Origin of the sequence: Heyndrickxia sp. NPDC080065, from assembly GCF_050281185.1 — a bacterium.
In the GTDB taxonomy this organism is placed as follows: Bacteria; Bacillota; Bacilli; order Bacillales; family Bacillaceae_C; genus Heyndrickxia.
In genome coordinates this window covers 116,222-130,795 of sequence record NZ_JBNNWS010000007.1, presented here as the reverse complement: position 1 = coordinate 130,795, position 14,574 = coordinate 116,222, and the positions used below count along the sequence as shown (strand labels likewise).

Here is a 14,574-nt window from a genome sequence, read left to right as displayed (position 1 = left end):
AAATCAATCAATTTAAGTCTATTTATTGAAGTTCTTTTTAATAATATTTATACTTAAAAAGTACAAGTATTCCTTCTTTGGCTACAAAATACATATGTAAAGGACAGACTAGAATGTTACTAGGATTAATTATTATTTTGCTTTTAGTATTATTACTACCCTTCTCTGTTAAATTTGTCGAACATAATTTAGAAATATTTTTATTCATTATGGGGCTTGCATCTGTACTTGTTAGCGGAGTTTTAGACAGATCCTTAATCTTAAAGGCTCTAGAAGATCCAATTAATATTTCTTTAGCTGTATTAATTGCTGGATTATTATTCAGATGGCTACAAGTCCCATTAGAAAAGATGATACTTGGAATCAGCAGGGCTATCCCTTACCAATTATTCTTAGCGTTAATTGTTATAATATTAGGGTTGATATCCAGTGTTGTTACTGCAATAATTGCAGCATTAATTCTTGTTTTGATTGTGAGTGTGCTTCGACTTGATCGTCAATCAGAGATTCGTTTAGTGGTTTTAGCGTGTTTCTCAATTGGCCTCGGAGCAGCATTAACACCAATTGGAGAACCGTTATCCACTTTAGCTATTAGTAAACTACATGAAAACTTTTTTTATCTTTTTCGGTTAATCGGACCCGAAGTGATCTCATTAGTGGTCATTTTTGGAGTTTTAGCAGCCATTTTAGTTAAACCTAAATCAGATGAAAACGGATTAATAAGTGATCAAGCCACTGAAAGCTACGGAGAAATTATTATCCGTGCCTTAAAGATTTATCTATTTGTCATGGGGCTAACACTCTTAGGAGCTGGATTTGAACCATTAATTAAACGTTATTTGCTCGATTTAAGTCCATTGGTGCTATATTGGATTAATATGATATCTGCCATATTGGATAATGCTACACTTGCAGCTGCCGAAATAAGCCCTGCTATGGGACCTTCAACCATTAAGGCAATTTTATTAGGACTCCTTATCAGCGGCGGAATTCTCGTTCCCGGGAACATCCCGAATATTATTTCAGCCGGAAAACTGAAAATATCAAGTAAAGAATGGGCGAAGTTTGGAATACCAGTCGGGTTATCTGCAATGGTTATTTATTTTATAGTTCTGTTATTTATTGAGTGAAAAAAGAACAAAAGCGCAAGCGCCGCAGCTCTAGCGTACGGATTTTGTAGTCTTCGACTAAGATAAAGGAAACACGGTGAGGTAGTTCACGAGCCGATGTTGACTTATCGTAGGGAGGAGACGGAGAAATTCGCTAGCCGACGGCTGCTTGCGCTAGACGTAAACTTCGCTCTTTATAAAGTTATCCACAGTGCGAATATTTTATAATTTCCTAAACGACGAGAGGGTGCCTATTTTAGGCACCCTCTTCTTTTCTATTCATTCAATAACCGGATAAACAGTCAATAAAATCTTACTCCAAACCTTTCGCAGCTTCTTTAACCATTTCAGCTACAGACTCTAATCCTCCACCAGATAAATACCAGTAGCCAGGATCTAGGTAAACGATTTTCCCATTTTTATAAGCATTTGTTTTCTTAACTAGTGCATTTTCTATAACTTTTTTCGCATTATTTCCTTCACCTACAGCTGCATCACGATCAACGACATATAATATATCTGGATTTTTTTCCGTGATAAATTCCATTGAAATGTTTTGACCATGAACTGGGTCCGCTTCAATATCATTTGCTGCAGCCTTCACTCCAAAGACATCGTGAATAAGTCCGAATCTTGAAGCCGGTCCATAAGCTGTCACTTTGCCACCTGCAGTTAATGTAATTAAGGCTTTTGCATCACTTGCGTCTGCTTTTTCTTTTAAACTAGCAATATCATTTTCAATCTTTGTTAGTTCTTCTTTTGCTTGATCTTCTTTACCAAATATTTCACCTAAGGTTGTTACATTTTCTTTAAATGATTCCATGTATTTCTTAGAATCTATTCCCATAAAAATCGTTGGCGCAATTTCGGAAAATTTGTCATATGAATCTTGTTGTCTACCTGAAATAATAATTAAATCTGGGTCAACCTCTTTAATCGCTTCAAAATCAGGCTCTTTTAGTCCACCAAGATTGCTATATTTTGAATCTTGATATTTTTTTAAATACGCAGGAACACTTTCCTGAGGGATTCCAGCTACAGAATCTGCAAGACCAAGTTTATCCATAGTATCTAGTGTACCCATATCAAACACAACGACTTTTTTCGGGTTTTTCTTAACAGGTGTTTCTCCTAATTGATGCTTGATAGTTAATGTGTCACCTTTGCTTTCAGAACCACTTGATTTTTCCCCATTATTAGAACCGCATGCTACGGCAAAAATAGCCAATACGGATATGATTAAAAATAACGATAGTTTCCTTTTCATGACTACACCTCGTTTAATAAATTTTATATAAAAATTGTGATTGCAGAAAACGGGAATGATATTCATTCTCAATATAAGTTAAACAACTGAAGACGGGGCGCCATCCGTTCAATCAGTTATCAGTAATTTTCCACAATCGCAAAGTTTTCCAATTAAAGTAAAGAATTAAGCATAATAAACACAAATTTTGTTTTCATCGATATTTTGAATGGCAATATCCATTTCATAAATATCTCCTAAAATGGATGAATCGATGATGCGATCGGTAGGACCGTCTTGAATGATCTTGCCATCCTTAAGAGCAACCACATGATCAGAGTAGCAAGAAGCAAAGTTAATATCATGGATGACAATGACAACTGTCTTTCCTAATTCATCAGTAAGCTTCCTTAATACTTTCATAATTTGAACCGAATGTTTCATATCGAGATTATTTAATGGCTCATCTAACAATATGTAATCGGTATTTTGAGCAATAACCATTGCAATATAGGCACGCTGCTGCTGCCCTCCGCTTAGCTGATCCAAAAACTTATGCTGGATATCTGTCAATTCCATATAATCAATTGCCTCATCAACAAACTTCCAATCTTCCTTCGTGAGCTTCCCTTGTGAATACGGAAAACGTCCAAACGAAACGAGTTCTCTTATCGTCAGCCTGATGTTGATATGGTTCGATTGCTTAAGAATCGCCATTTTTTTAGCCAGTTCATTCGTCTTACATTTACTGACTTCTTTCCCATCGATGGTAATTTCGCCGGAATCCTTAGATATTAAACGGCTAATCATTGATAGGAGCGTACTTTTCCCCGCCCCATTTGGACCGATAAAAGAAGTGATTTTCCCTTTTTCTATATTTAAAGAAACATGATCAACGACACATTTATCACCATACATTTTCGAAACATTTTTAATTGTAATCATGCTTTATTCTCCTTTAATAGTAAATATATAAAATACACTCCGCCAATAAAGTTGATAATCACACTTAAAGTTGTTGAAAACGTAAATACTCTTTCAACAATTAATACTCCACCTACTAAAGCAATAATACTAATAAGAATTGCTCCAGTAATCAAATATAAATGACGATAGGTTTTTAAAAATTGATAAGCTACATTGGCAACTAATAATCCTAGAAAAGTGATGGGACCAACTAATGCTGTTGAGATCGAGATAAGGATTGCGACGACAATTAATAGCCTTTTGACTACAAAGTCGTAATCAACTCCCAGATTAATAGCCTCCTCTCTCCCAAGCGAAAGCACATCCAAATATTTAACAAACTTTAAAAAGTATAAAGATACGATAACAACTAAAACTATCGAAAGTGTAAGTAAATCTGTGTTGATATTATTGAAACTGGCAAACATTCGATCCTGAACAATAAGAAAATCATTTGGATCAATTATGACTTGCATAAAAGATGAGAAGCTCTGAAACAGGGTTCCCATCACCAAACCTACTAATAAGAGAAAATAAATATTTTTTCCTTCTTTTTTAAATAAAAACTTATATAGTAAACCTGCGAATAGGATCATCAATCCAACACAAATAAGAAAATTGACATTTTTATTCATTACTGTTGTACTTGTTGCACCAAATGCAAAAATAAGAACAGTTTGAATAAGCATATAAAGTGAATCTAAACCGATAATACTAGGAGTTAAAATCCGATTATTCGAAATCGTTTGAAACACCACGGTTGAAAAAGCAATGGAAGCTCCCGTTAAAACAATCGCAAGGATTTTAATGCCTCTTTTTGGCAGTACATAATCCCAATAGCTTCCCATATCCGTAAATAAAAAGATGATAATTAATGCAGCGGCAATCGTTGCTAAGATCCCTAATTTGGTTTTGTTATGCATACGCCTTTCTCCTCATCAGTAAGTAAAGAAAAATACCGCTTCCAATGACTCCTACTGTTAGTCCAATCGGAATCTCGTATGGATAAATGATGACACGCCCTAAAATATCACAGAACAATAAGAAAACTGCACCTAATAAAGCGGTTTGAAAAAGGTTCTTCTTTAAGTTGTCACCATTATATATTGAAACGATATTCGGCACTACTAAACCTAAAAAGGGAATCGTACCTACGGTTAAAAGTACAGATGTCGTAGATAGTGCTACAATAATTAGTCCAATATTAACGACTAGCTTATAGTTCAATCCTAGATTTACAGAGAAGTCTTCTCCCATACCGGCTATTGTGAATTTATTAGCAAAAACATAGGCTATGATGACAAGGGGGATACTAATATAAATCATTTCATATCTACCTGACATCACCATAGAGAAATCTCCTTGGATCCATGCCGAAATGCTTTGAATTAAGTCATGCTTATAGGCAAAAAACGTTGTAATAGAACTAACAATATTTCCAAACATTAACCCTACTAAAGGAATAAAAATAGCATCCTTAAATTTGATTTTATCGAGGATTTTCATGAATAAAAATGTTCCCACAAGAGCAAAAAGAGATGCCATTAACATTTTTTCCATCATACTAGCCGAAGAAAAAATGATTAATGAAACGAGAATTCCCAATCTTGCAGAATCCATTGTACCTGCAGTAGTTGGTGAGACGAATTTATTTCGGGAAAGCTGCTGCATAATTAAACCGCAAATGCTCATGCTTACCCCGGCTATAATTAGACTAACCAGCCTTGGTACCCTGCTGATAAACAAAATATCCCGCTGATCCTCGGTTAAATGAAATAAATCAAACGGAGTTATATTCTTAACACCTACAAATAAAGAAATGATGGATAATATGATAAAAGCAATGATTAAACCAACGTTTTTCATAGCAATTCCTACTCTTCCCTCTTGAATAAACGGCACTACATACTTTTGTCATTCAAAAAAATGCGATAATGAGATTCATTATCAATATCATTCATAAAAAAATGAATGGTCATATTATGAAAATAATAGTGTACTCATTCATTGATATGTTGCAAATGAGATTCATTATCAATTACAATACTAAACATTGAAAATCCTTTTGTCAACTCTTTTCAGGAAAATAGTCAAACTAACAACAAATTTGTCATCTATATCCTATTTTATTATGAGTGACCGGTCAATATCACGAATAATTTTTACAAATTACTGAACATATATTATAATTTTACTAATTTTATAGTCTGGAGAGAGGCTTAAATTATGACTAAAAACAAAATGTCTCTAAATGAACAAAATATCGTTTTTATTGGTTTCATGGGAGTAGGAAAAACTACCATTGGTGAAGCCGTTGCCAAACAATTAAATAGAGATTTTATTGATATTGATCAGGCAATTGAAAAAGAATTTCAGATGCCGACTACTGATATTTTTAAAATACATGGAGAAAAGGTCTTTCGCGAAAGGGAAAAAACATTAATTACTGAATACTGTATGAGTACAGGAAAGGTTATTTCTGTTGGCGGAGGTGCATTTTTACAAGAGGAAATCAGAACGATTTGCATGTCTCATTGCATCGTTATTTACCTCCATCTTCCATGGGACGCTTGGAAAGAACGATTAAGCTTGATTATTGATAGCAGACCTGTTTTAAAAGGGCGTACATTGGAAGAGATGGAAGAGCTTTTTTATGAAAGAGAGAAAATATATGCATCCTATCATTTAAAAGTGGAGACGGATCAACTGACTGTTGATGAAATAACCGACCATATTACAGAATTATTAAAATTGACTCGGAATTAACCCATTCTAAAAAGAAGGACGATTTACAGAGAAAGTGCCATTTTTCTGCAAATCATCCTTTTTTATATTGGCTTTTTCATAAAGATTGTTGCTTTTCGTAAATAGCTCAAATACTTAATTAAACTGTTTTCGTGCTCTTTTTTCATCCCATACTATTTATATATGTGCAAAAACAATCGTAAAAATCCTATTAGATATTTACTTTGTTACAAATAGCAACAAAGTATTAGAAAAGAGCCTTTTTGTTACAGTACTTTTCCCAAAAATGATTTGGTCCGCTCATGCTGTGGATTTTCAAAGAGCTCTTTTGGTGTATTTTCTTCTACTATATAGCCTCCGTCCATGAAAATTACACGATCTCCTACTTCTTTTGCGAATCCCATTTCATGCGTAACGACAACCATTGTCATACCTTCTTTTGCAAGCTGCTTCATAACCTCTAAAACTTCGCCTACCATTTCTGGATCTAAGGCTGAAGTAGGTTCGTCAAATAGCATAATTTTCGGTTCCATAGCTAAGGCTCTAGAAATAGCCACACGTTGTTTTTGACCACCAGATAGGGAATCAGGGTAAACATTTGCTTTATCAGACAGTCCGACCTTTTGAAGCAATTCCTTCGCTTTTGCTTCAGCTTTTTCCTTGCTCCACTTTCGTACAATCATAGGTGCCATCATAATATTTTCTAACACCGTTTTGTGAGGAAATAGATTAAACTGCTGAAATACCATTCCAACATCTTTTCGAATCTCATTAATATCTATCTTTTTCTCAGCAAGATCTGTACCTTCAATATAAACATGTCCATCTGAAATGGTTTCTAATAAATTTAGGCAGCGCAGAAAGGTAGATTTACCTGAACCTGATGGACCAATAACCACTACTACTTCTTGAGGTTTTATTTCTATATTAATATCCTTTAAAACTTCCATTGTACCGAAGGATTTTTTTAAGCCCTTTACAGAGATCATTCTTTAGCAAACCTTCTCTCTAAATATTGGATTAAATAAGTTAATGATAGAGTTAGAATTAAATAAATAACCGCAACAGCTAAGTATGGTTCCCACACCCGCATATACTGTCCTTGTGCGGCACGTCCCCAATAAAGCAGCTCAGGCGCAGCAATGATTGCGGCTAAAGAGGATTCTTTCAAAAGCACAATAAATTCATTTCCGAGCGGGGGAATCATACGTTTAAATGCTTGTGGCAAAATTACTTGTCTCATAGCTTGAGCATGATTCAGCCCTAAAGAACGAGCGGCTTCCATTTGCCCTTTATCAATTGATTGTATACCCGCACGGAATATTTCTGCAATATAAGCAGCCGAGTTAAGTGATAATGCAACAATAGCCGAAATAATCGGATTAACTGGTTTCATAAAAAGCGGCATAACACCAAAATGAATAATTAAGATTTGAACAAATAAGGGTGTTCCACGAAAGACATTAATATACCAAATAAATGGATAGCGAATTAATTTCTTTGACATTTTACCCAAGCCAATAAATAAACCAATAATGAGTCCTAAAATGGTTCCAGCAACGGATAAACCGATGGTAAGTAATGTTCCTTTTAATAAAAGCGGTAAATACTCTTGAATAATTTCAAAGCGAAAATCCATAGTATGGCTCCTTTTTTAGAGGTTGGAAATTAAGAAAAGCGCAAGCGCCGCAGCTCTAGCGTACGGATTTCGTAGTCTTCGACTGAGATAAAGGAGACACGACGAGGTAGTGAAATTGGCACTTCAAATTTCACCCTATGTTGACTTATCGTAGGGAGAAGACGGAGAAATCCGCTAGCTGACGGCTGCTTGCGCTAGACACAGCAGACACTTTTCATGTCTAATATCCTTAGTAAATTTTATACTTTCTTCTCTTTTGAATAATAAGAAATCGGCGAATTAGCCGATTTCTTCATCTGTCTTTCATTTAAATGCTATATTATTTCTGTGCCGATTTTAATACTTCCACATCTGGTTCTACCCCGAACCATTTTTTATATATTTCAGTATATGTTCCGTTATCTAAAACATCATTCAACGCTTTATCAAATTTAGCTTTTAACTCACTGCCTTTTGGAAACAAGATTCCATAATACTCTGGAGAAAAATTAGTCTTATCATCCACTGTTTTTACATTTTTGTCTGGATTCTTTTTTACATATTCATTCGCAACTGCATTATCTGTTACGACCGCCTCTACATCTCCATTTTCTAATGCCATAAATGACATAGCTGAAGTTTCATATTTTGATATATTCTTATTATTTTTTCCAAATAATTTTTCAGCTGCCATTTGTCCAGTAGTCCCATTTTGGACACCAATCTTTTTCCCTTTTAAATCTTTTGCATTTTCCACAGTAGAATCTTTTCCTACAACAATCATATTAATAGATTCAAAATAAGGATTGGAAAAATCATATGTCGACTTTCTATCCTTATTAATTGTAATACCAGCTATGCCTATATCAATACTTCCGTTTTGGATACCTGCCATCATCGGATCCCAACCAGTGTTTTTAATATCAACTTTATATCCTGCCGCTTTTGCTACTGCATTTAATAGATCGACATCAAATCCACTTACTTTTCCTTTATCCATAAACTCAAATGGAGCAAATGTTGCTTCTGTTCCTACACTTAATGTCTTAACACTTGAACTGTTTGAACCCGTTTCCTTGGCACCCTGGCCACATGCAGAAAGAATAAATATACAACTTATTAATAAAACAAAAACTGTTTTAACGTTTATCTTTTTCATAATTATACAGTCACCTCTATTTTTATTTATCTGTTACTAATGATAATAAACCCATAATCTATATTTTTCAATACTTATTTTAGAATTTCCTAATATTTTTATAGTTTGTATTTTATGCATAAAAAGTGCATAAAAATGATGATTTACTATTTTTATATATAATTAATTTGCTTTCATACAATAAGGTATTGAATATGGTGACTGTTATTATTTTTGATATTTTCCTAAAATAAAATTGATAAAGTATGGTTTAGGTTAGTAAGTACGACGACACTTTTAGTCTAAATCCATCCAATATCTTTGCTCTTCTTTTACTGCTTCAAAACCAACAGAATGATATAAATGTAATGCTGAATGATTTTGAACCTCTACTTCCAAATATGCTTCCTCAATATCATGTTTCTTCAAATAATTCAAAGCCAGGGAAAGTAAATATCGTGCAATTCCCTGATTACGCCATTTTTCTCTTACAGACACCTCTTCTGTTATCCCCACGTTTGGTTCATCCTGCCATGCTATCACACTACCAACGATTTCCTCTTTATAAAAAGCTGTTATTGCTGTCCATAGCGGGGATTGTTTTAACTCTCTTAATCTATTTATTCCTATTGGTGCATGTGGCCAAATTTCTAAATCTGCCTCTAAATACTTCTTTTCTTCCTCTTCCTTTTCGATTTTCCATTCTTTCACATCAATTTTTTCAGTTGGTTTTTTCACCTCTTCAATTGGTTCAATTAAATCTCTTTTCATTTGAACTATGCTTTTTTCATAGATAAATCCTTTTGACTGAAGATACTTGTTTTCAATGACTTCATTAGAGTAATTACCAAAACATAACTTCGTTTTGTATTGTGAAGAAAGCTTTTCTTTCATTTCTAAGGACTTTTCATAAATTGCATGAAATAGATGATCTTTTAATTCTGTATTCAATTCCCAATCTGGATGGACCTTCATATTCAAATAGATTTGATGACAAAAATTAGAATCGCTGCCATCTGGAATAACTGTAATTGGAGCTATTTGAGCTTTTGCTATTAATTGATGATCTTGTTTAACGCAAAGGACATAATCCCAAGTATTCTCAGGACCTGGCCACCAAAATACGATATCTTGATGCTTTTCCTTAATTGCTTTGTACAAATCCAATACAGATTCCTTTAAGCCAAAATGATAGTTCTGAATCACAAAATGAGCCAAAGTTCTCCCCCTTACTGTTCGAGCACACATTAATAATTGATTACCCACCAGAGAATGAAGGACATATTTCATCCCCTAGTATTTTTACTAATTATTTCTTCGTTCTAGTTCAAGAATCCTTTGTTTCAGCTCCAATATTTTTTGAGTATTTTCTTCTCTTTGATCTCCATCCCCAAGAATCTCCTCCGCAATTAAATTTGCTAATTGCAGCTCTAAGATGCTTTTTTCATTTTTGATTGCTTGAAGATCGTTAGGTGTGCGAACAGCTGCTGTCCATTCAACATATGTCCCTGGATAATCAGTTACTTCTCCATTTTCTAAAGCAATTACGCGATTTGCTACTTTTCTTAATAAAAATGAATCATGAGAAACCATGATGACTGCTCCAGGGTACAAAGTAAGTGCTTCCTCCATTCGTTCCCGTGTTTCAATATCTAAATAATTGGTCGGTTCATCAAAAACAAGAAGGTTCGCATTCGAAAAATATAATTTCACAAAAGCAACACGACATTTTTCCCCCATACTTAAATCTCTTACCTTTTTAAAAACATCCTCCCTGCGAAATAAAAAACATGCTAAAATGGTTCTCGCTTCCGTTTGTGTCATATTTGGCAGCGATATGATTTGCTCAATGATTGTTTCGTCATCTTTTAAACCCTCTAATTCTTGCATAAAATAGCCGACTTTTAATTGTGGATTTCTTGTGATTTTCCCTGAGGCTGTTTTTAAATGACCCGTTAACAATTTTAATAATGTCGTTTTTCCGGAACCATTCTTTCCGACTACTGCTATCCGATCTCCACGTTTTATCGTAAAAGAAAGCTGATCGAAAAATTTTATTTCCGTAGTATAAGAAAAATTAACATTGTTTAATGCCAGCATTGTTCTTCCAGAGAAATCCTCAGAATCGATACTATAGTTTAATTTTGTTGATTCAACAGGCTTTTCAATTCGATTGTTTTCAAGTCGTTCCAATGCCTTTTCTTTTGCTTTCAATCTCGTCATGTTTTTATTTGCCTTTTTCTTAGCAAAAGGGTCACGTTCACTTGCTGATTGATGTGCTTTTTCAAACCATTGCCTATACTGGTTAACCACTTCGATTAGTTTTTTTCGTTCATTTTCTTGCTTTTGATATTGAGATTCCAATGTTTTTTGTTCTAATTGCTTTTGTTCAGAATAATATTTGTATCCTCCATGATACTTTTTTGTCCCTTTACAGTTTAGCTCGTAAGTCGTTTTTGCTACTCGATCAATAAAATCTCTTTCATGTGAGGTAAACAATACAGCACCATTAAATTGAGATATCCAGTGGACAAGCCAATCAATCGATTCTGCATCTAAATGATTGGTCGGTTCATCCAAAATCAGCAATTTAGGTTGTTTCACCATTACTTTCGCTAGCTTTGCTCTCGTTTTTTGTCCACCGCTTAAATAATAGAAAGGTTCGGACCAAAGGTGCTCAGGTAAACCAACTTTAGAAAGCTGCCGCTCAATAGTAGCTTCCCATTCATACCCATCGGAATCTATATATTGTTGAAAGGCATCCATGTAATCATTTGAAAAATTATTTTGACCCTCTGCCAGCATTATTTTTCTTTTCAGATCAAATAATTTTTTATTTTCCATTTCAACAAACTCTCTTGTAGTTACCGCATGTAAGTCACTGGACTGTTGATCCATCCACCCTATTTCATCTCTTTGTATTTTTCTTTTGATGATTCCTTTTGTAATGGGTAACTCCCCAACCAAATTCCTTATAAAGGTCGTTTTTCCTACACCATTATTTCCAATGAGGGCAATACGATCATCTTCACCAATTTCAATCGATACATTTTCAAATAAACCATTTCCATTTATCTCTACGCTTACTTCTTCTGCTTTTAATAAAAACATAAACATCCACCACCATTTTTTAAAATGGCTTTGTTAAATAGTGCTATTGTTTTTTATTAAGTCCTGTAGTGCATGCGTTCAGCTAGTTATATCTCGCTTCACGCATACCCTACAGGCAATTTTATCAACATTAAGCATTAACAAAGCCTAATAAAATAAAAAAACACAGGCATCTGCCTGTGTAGAGATAGTGATGGAGGAAAAATTAGAGAACAGAACAAAAGCGCAAGCGCCTTGCTCATCGGCGTACGGATTTCGTAGTCTTCGACTGAGATAAAGGAAACACGGTGAGGTAGTTCACGAGCCGATGTTGACTTATCGTAGGGAGGAGACGGAAAAATCCGCTAGCCGACGGCTGCTTGCGCTAGACGTAAACCTCGCTCTTCATAAAGTTATCCACAGTACGAATATATTATAATTTCCTAAACGACAAAGAAGATATAGTTCTCCTATATTAAACCGTTCATTATAAAAGTCTGTACCTAAAAATAGACATACTTATCCCATCACTCTGACAACAGACAGAGCCACTTTTTCGTATAAAAAATATTAGCGAAAAAAGTGTATAGAAATCATGATGTCTAAATTAGATACCTCCTTTAAGTTCGTTACTTATAGTATACTCAAAATTGCAGAAAATTACAACAGATCTTATTTATAAAAATCCTAAAAAGGACTTATTCATAATAAGCCCCTAATAATTATTGTAAACCTAATTTTTCAGTATCAATCTTTGCCTTATCTTTGTGACCTCTCATAATAAACGGATACAATACTAACCCCAAAACATACAACCCAATTCCCAATAAGAAGGTTTTCATGTCAGCTGTTCCTGTTTTAATTACCCAAAGGGAGTAAAGAAGAGCTAAGGCCGTAATCATTCCGTCCTTTGTACGAGATCCTTTAATTAAGTCATATGTTTCACCTGTTACAACCAGCTTTAATTGGTAAACAGCTGAGACTAGGTATGGAATAAGATATGCTAGTGTTGCGACTACCATAGCAAAATTATAGGCTTGAGTGACAGTGCCTGAAATGGTAGAAAATAAAAAGATCTGAGTCATCGTATTAGTTAATGTTAATGAATTTCTTGGACTGCCTGTTTTATTTGTTTTAGCAAAAAATGATGGGAATAATCCTGCTTTCGCTGCTTGATATGGCACTTCAGAACTGACCACAATCCAACCAACAGTTGAACCAAATAATGAAATAAGTGCTAGGATAGCCAAAATATAAGTCCCTTTATTACCTATAGCTGCTCCAAGAGCATCGACCAACGGCTTGGATGATTCCTTTAAAACATCTTGAGGTAATGCGCCCATCGTTAATAACGTAATACCTATATAAATAACAAGTGAAATGAACAATCCAATAATGGTTGCTTTTTTTACATCGCTTTGTGATTTGGCACGATTTGAAAGCATTACCGCCGATTCAATCCCGATGAAAGCCCATAGTGTGGCGATAGCTCCCGCATTAACTTGTCCACCTAACGAAAAGGATTTTCCCGTTGCATCTACAAATTCTTTTGCATTCCCAAGATTAGCCTTATCGAAAATAAAAATCGTTGCAACAATAAATAATCCAAATCCTATAATTTTGGAGACTGTTGCCATTAAATTCATTTTCCCTGCACTATTAAAGCTTTTTGAAAGAATAAATTGAATCCCCCATAACATAACTGAACAAACAATAAATGTAATGAGCTTTCCAGCTTCTAACTGGAAAGATCCAATAGAAAAAATGATTTTTGAGCTTTGCATAATAGGAAAAAATGTTGTCAAATAACCAGCAAATGATATAATCACGGAAGCTGTAGCTGCCCAGTTCGCGGCCCAATAACCCCAAGCCATACTATATCCCGCTACTTTCCCCGCCTTTGGGGATGCAAACATATTTTGAGCATAGCTCTGTGGTCCCGCTTTTAAATTTTTCTTTCGAACAGCTAAATTACCGAAAACGAGTGCAATCATAAATACACCTAAACCAGTTGCTGCCCATGCAATCGTTGAACCTAAAGGACTTGATACTTGTGCTAAATTAGCTGGAAGCATAAAAATTCCTCCACCAACCATGTTACCTACTACAAAAGTGGTTAAGATCCAAAGTCCCCATTTATTGTTATTCATGATGTATCTCCTTTCTATGATGTATATTCGTATCTATTAATCTGTTGTTTATTGTACACCGATACTTTATTTTAGTAAAGTGGTAAATAGATGAAGGGGTGAAGTATGTATTTCATCTTAAATGGTTATTGTTGATAAAATCTCCTGTAAAGATGCGAAAGAGTATTTCAATACGCGGTATAACCAGCTGAACATGTGCACCATAGGATTTTATATATATTAAAGATTAGGTTTAACAAAGCCAAATTTAAATTAGAAAGGAAGGATAATAAATTTTTGTAAACTAGTTATCTACCCAGTTTATAAAAAGGCTGATGCATAAAATGTATGAACCGCCCTAAACAGAACACATCTGCAACCTGCCTTCAGATGGATGTGCCCCTTTTTTGAAGGGGCACTTTCTTGTACAGTCTAATCAAATCTCTAACATTTCTACTCTCCTACATGAGAATCTTATCAGCACAAGTCGTTTTAGTTTTTTTTCAAAAAGGACAATTGCCCCTGTCATTATT

Annotated in this window: 12 protein-coding genes; 2 read left to right on the top strand and 10 right to left on the bottom strand. The window is 34.5% G+C overall.

What is annotated here, in order from left to right:
* Positions 1–113: 113 nt before the first annotated feature.
* Positions 114–1,130, top strand: coding sequence for a DUF1646 family protein (locus ACQKP0_RS09975; protein WP_427405685.1), 1,017 nt, complete (start codon positions 114–116; stop codon positions 1,128–1,130).
* 292 nt (positions 1,131–1,422) lie between these two features.
* Here ACQKP0_RS09975 and ACQKP0_RS09970 read toward each other — a convergent pair whose 3' ends face one another.
* The 4 genes from ACQKP0_RS09970 to ACQKP0_RS09955 all read right to left on the bottom strand — a co-directional run bounded on the left by ACQKP0_RS09970 (position 1,423) and on the right by ACQKP0_RS09955 (position 5,187).
* Complete coding sequence (locus ACQKP0_RS09970) at positions 1,423–2,376, bottom strand: siderophore ABC transporter substrate-binding protein (RefSeq protein WP_427405684.1); 954 nt, start codon at positions 2,374–2,376, stop codon at positions 1,423–1,425.
* Positions 2,377–2,541: 165 nt separating this feature from the next.
* Positions 2,542–3,300, bottom strand: a complete 759-nt coding sequence (locus ACQKP0_RS09965) for an ABC transporter ATP-binding protein (RefSeq protein ID WP_427405683.1) — start codon at positions 3,298–3,300, stop codon at positions 2,542–2,544.
* Positions 3,297–4,244, bottom strand: coding sequence for an iron chelate uptake ABC transporter family permease subunit (locus ACQKP0_RS09960; RefSeq protein ID WP_427405682.1), 948 nt, complete (start codon positions 4,242–4,244; stop codon positions 3,297–3,299). Before ACQKP0_RS09960 ends, ACQKP0_RS09965 begins: the two co-directional genes overlap by 4 nt.
* Positions 4,237–5,187, bottom strand: a complete 951-nt coding sequence (locus ACQKP0_RS09955) for an ABC transporter permease (RefSeq protein WP_427405819.1) — start codon at positions 5,185–5,187, stop codon at positions 4,237–4,239. The genes ACQKP0_RS09960 and ACQKP0_RS09955 overlap by 8 nt, the downstream gene beginning before the upstream one ends.
* A gap of 360 nt (positions 5,188–5,547) precedes the next feature.
* On the opposite strand from ACQKP0_RS09955, the gene ACQKP0_RS09950 reads away from it, so the two are divergent.
* Entirely contained in the window at positions 5,548–6,087 is a 540-nt protein-coding gene (locus tag ACQKP0_RS09950) for a shikimate kinase (RefSeq protein WP_427405681.1), read from the top strand.
* Positions 6,088–6,332: 245 nt separating this feature from the next.
* On the opposite strand, the gene ACQKP0_RS09945 is transcribed toward ACQKP0_RS09950, so the two are convergent.
* The 6 genes from ACQKP0_RS09945 to ACQKP0_RS09920 all read right to left on the bottom strand — a co-directional run bounded on the left by ACQKP0_RS09945 (position 6,333) and on the right by ACQKP0_RS09920 (position 14,062).
* A complete protein-coding gene (locus ACQKP0_RS09945; RefSeq protein WP_427405680.1) occupies positions 6,333–7,055 on the bottom strand; it encodes an amino acid ABC transporter ATP-binding protein in 723 nt (240 codons plus the stop codon).
* Positions 7,052–7,705, bottom strand: coding sequence for an amino acid ABC transporter permease (locus ACQKP0_RS09940; RefSeq protein ID WP_427405679.1), 654 nt, complete (start codon positions 7,703–7,705; stop codon positions 7,052–7,054). The genes ACQKP0_RS09945 and ACQKP0_RS09940 overlap by 4 nt, the downstream gene beginning before the upstream one ends.
* Before the next feature lie 319 nt (positions 7,706–8,024).
* Positions 8,025–8,843 (bottom strand): basic amino acid ABC transporter substrate-binding protein, encoded by an 819-nt coding sequence (locus ACQKP0_RS09935; RefSeq protein ID WP_427405678.1) that lies wholly within the window; start codon positions 8,841–8,843, stop codon positions 8,025–8,027.
* Between the two features lie 276 nt (positions 8,844–9,119).
* Complete coding sequence (locus ACQKP0_RS09930) at positions 9,120–10,040, bottom strand: GNAT family N-acetyltransferase (RefSeq protein WP_427405677.1); 921 nt, start codon at positions 10,038–10,040, stop codon at positions 9,120–9,122.
* Positions 10,041–10,127: 87 nt separating this feature from the next.
* Entirely contained in the window at positions 10,128–11,933 is a 1,806-nt protein-coding gene (gene abc-f, locus ACQKP0_RS09925; RefSeq protein WP_427405676.1) for a ribosomal protection-like ABC-F family protein, read from the bottom strand.
* 701 nt (positions 11,934–12,634) lie between these two features.
* A complete protein-coding gene (locus ACQKP0_RS09920; RefSeq protein WP_427405675.1) occupies positions 12,635–14,062 on the bottom strand; it encodes an amino acid permease in 1,428 nt (475 codons plus the stop codon).
* Positions 14,063–14,574 lie beyond the last annotated feature (512 nt).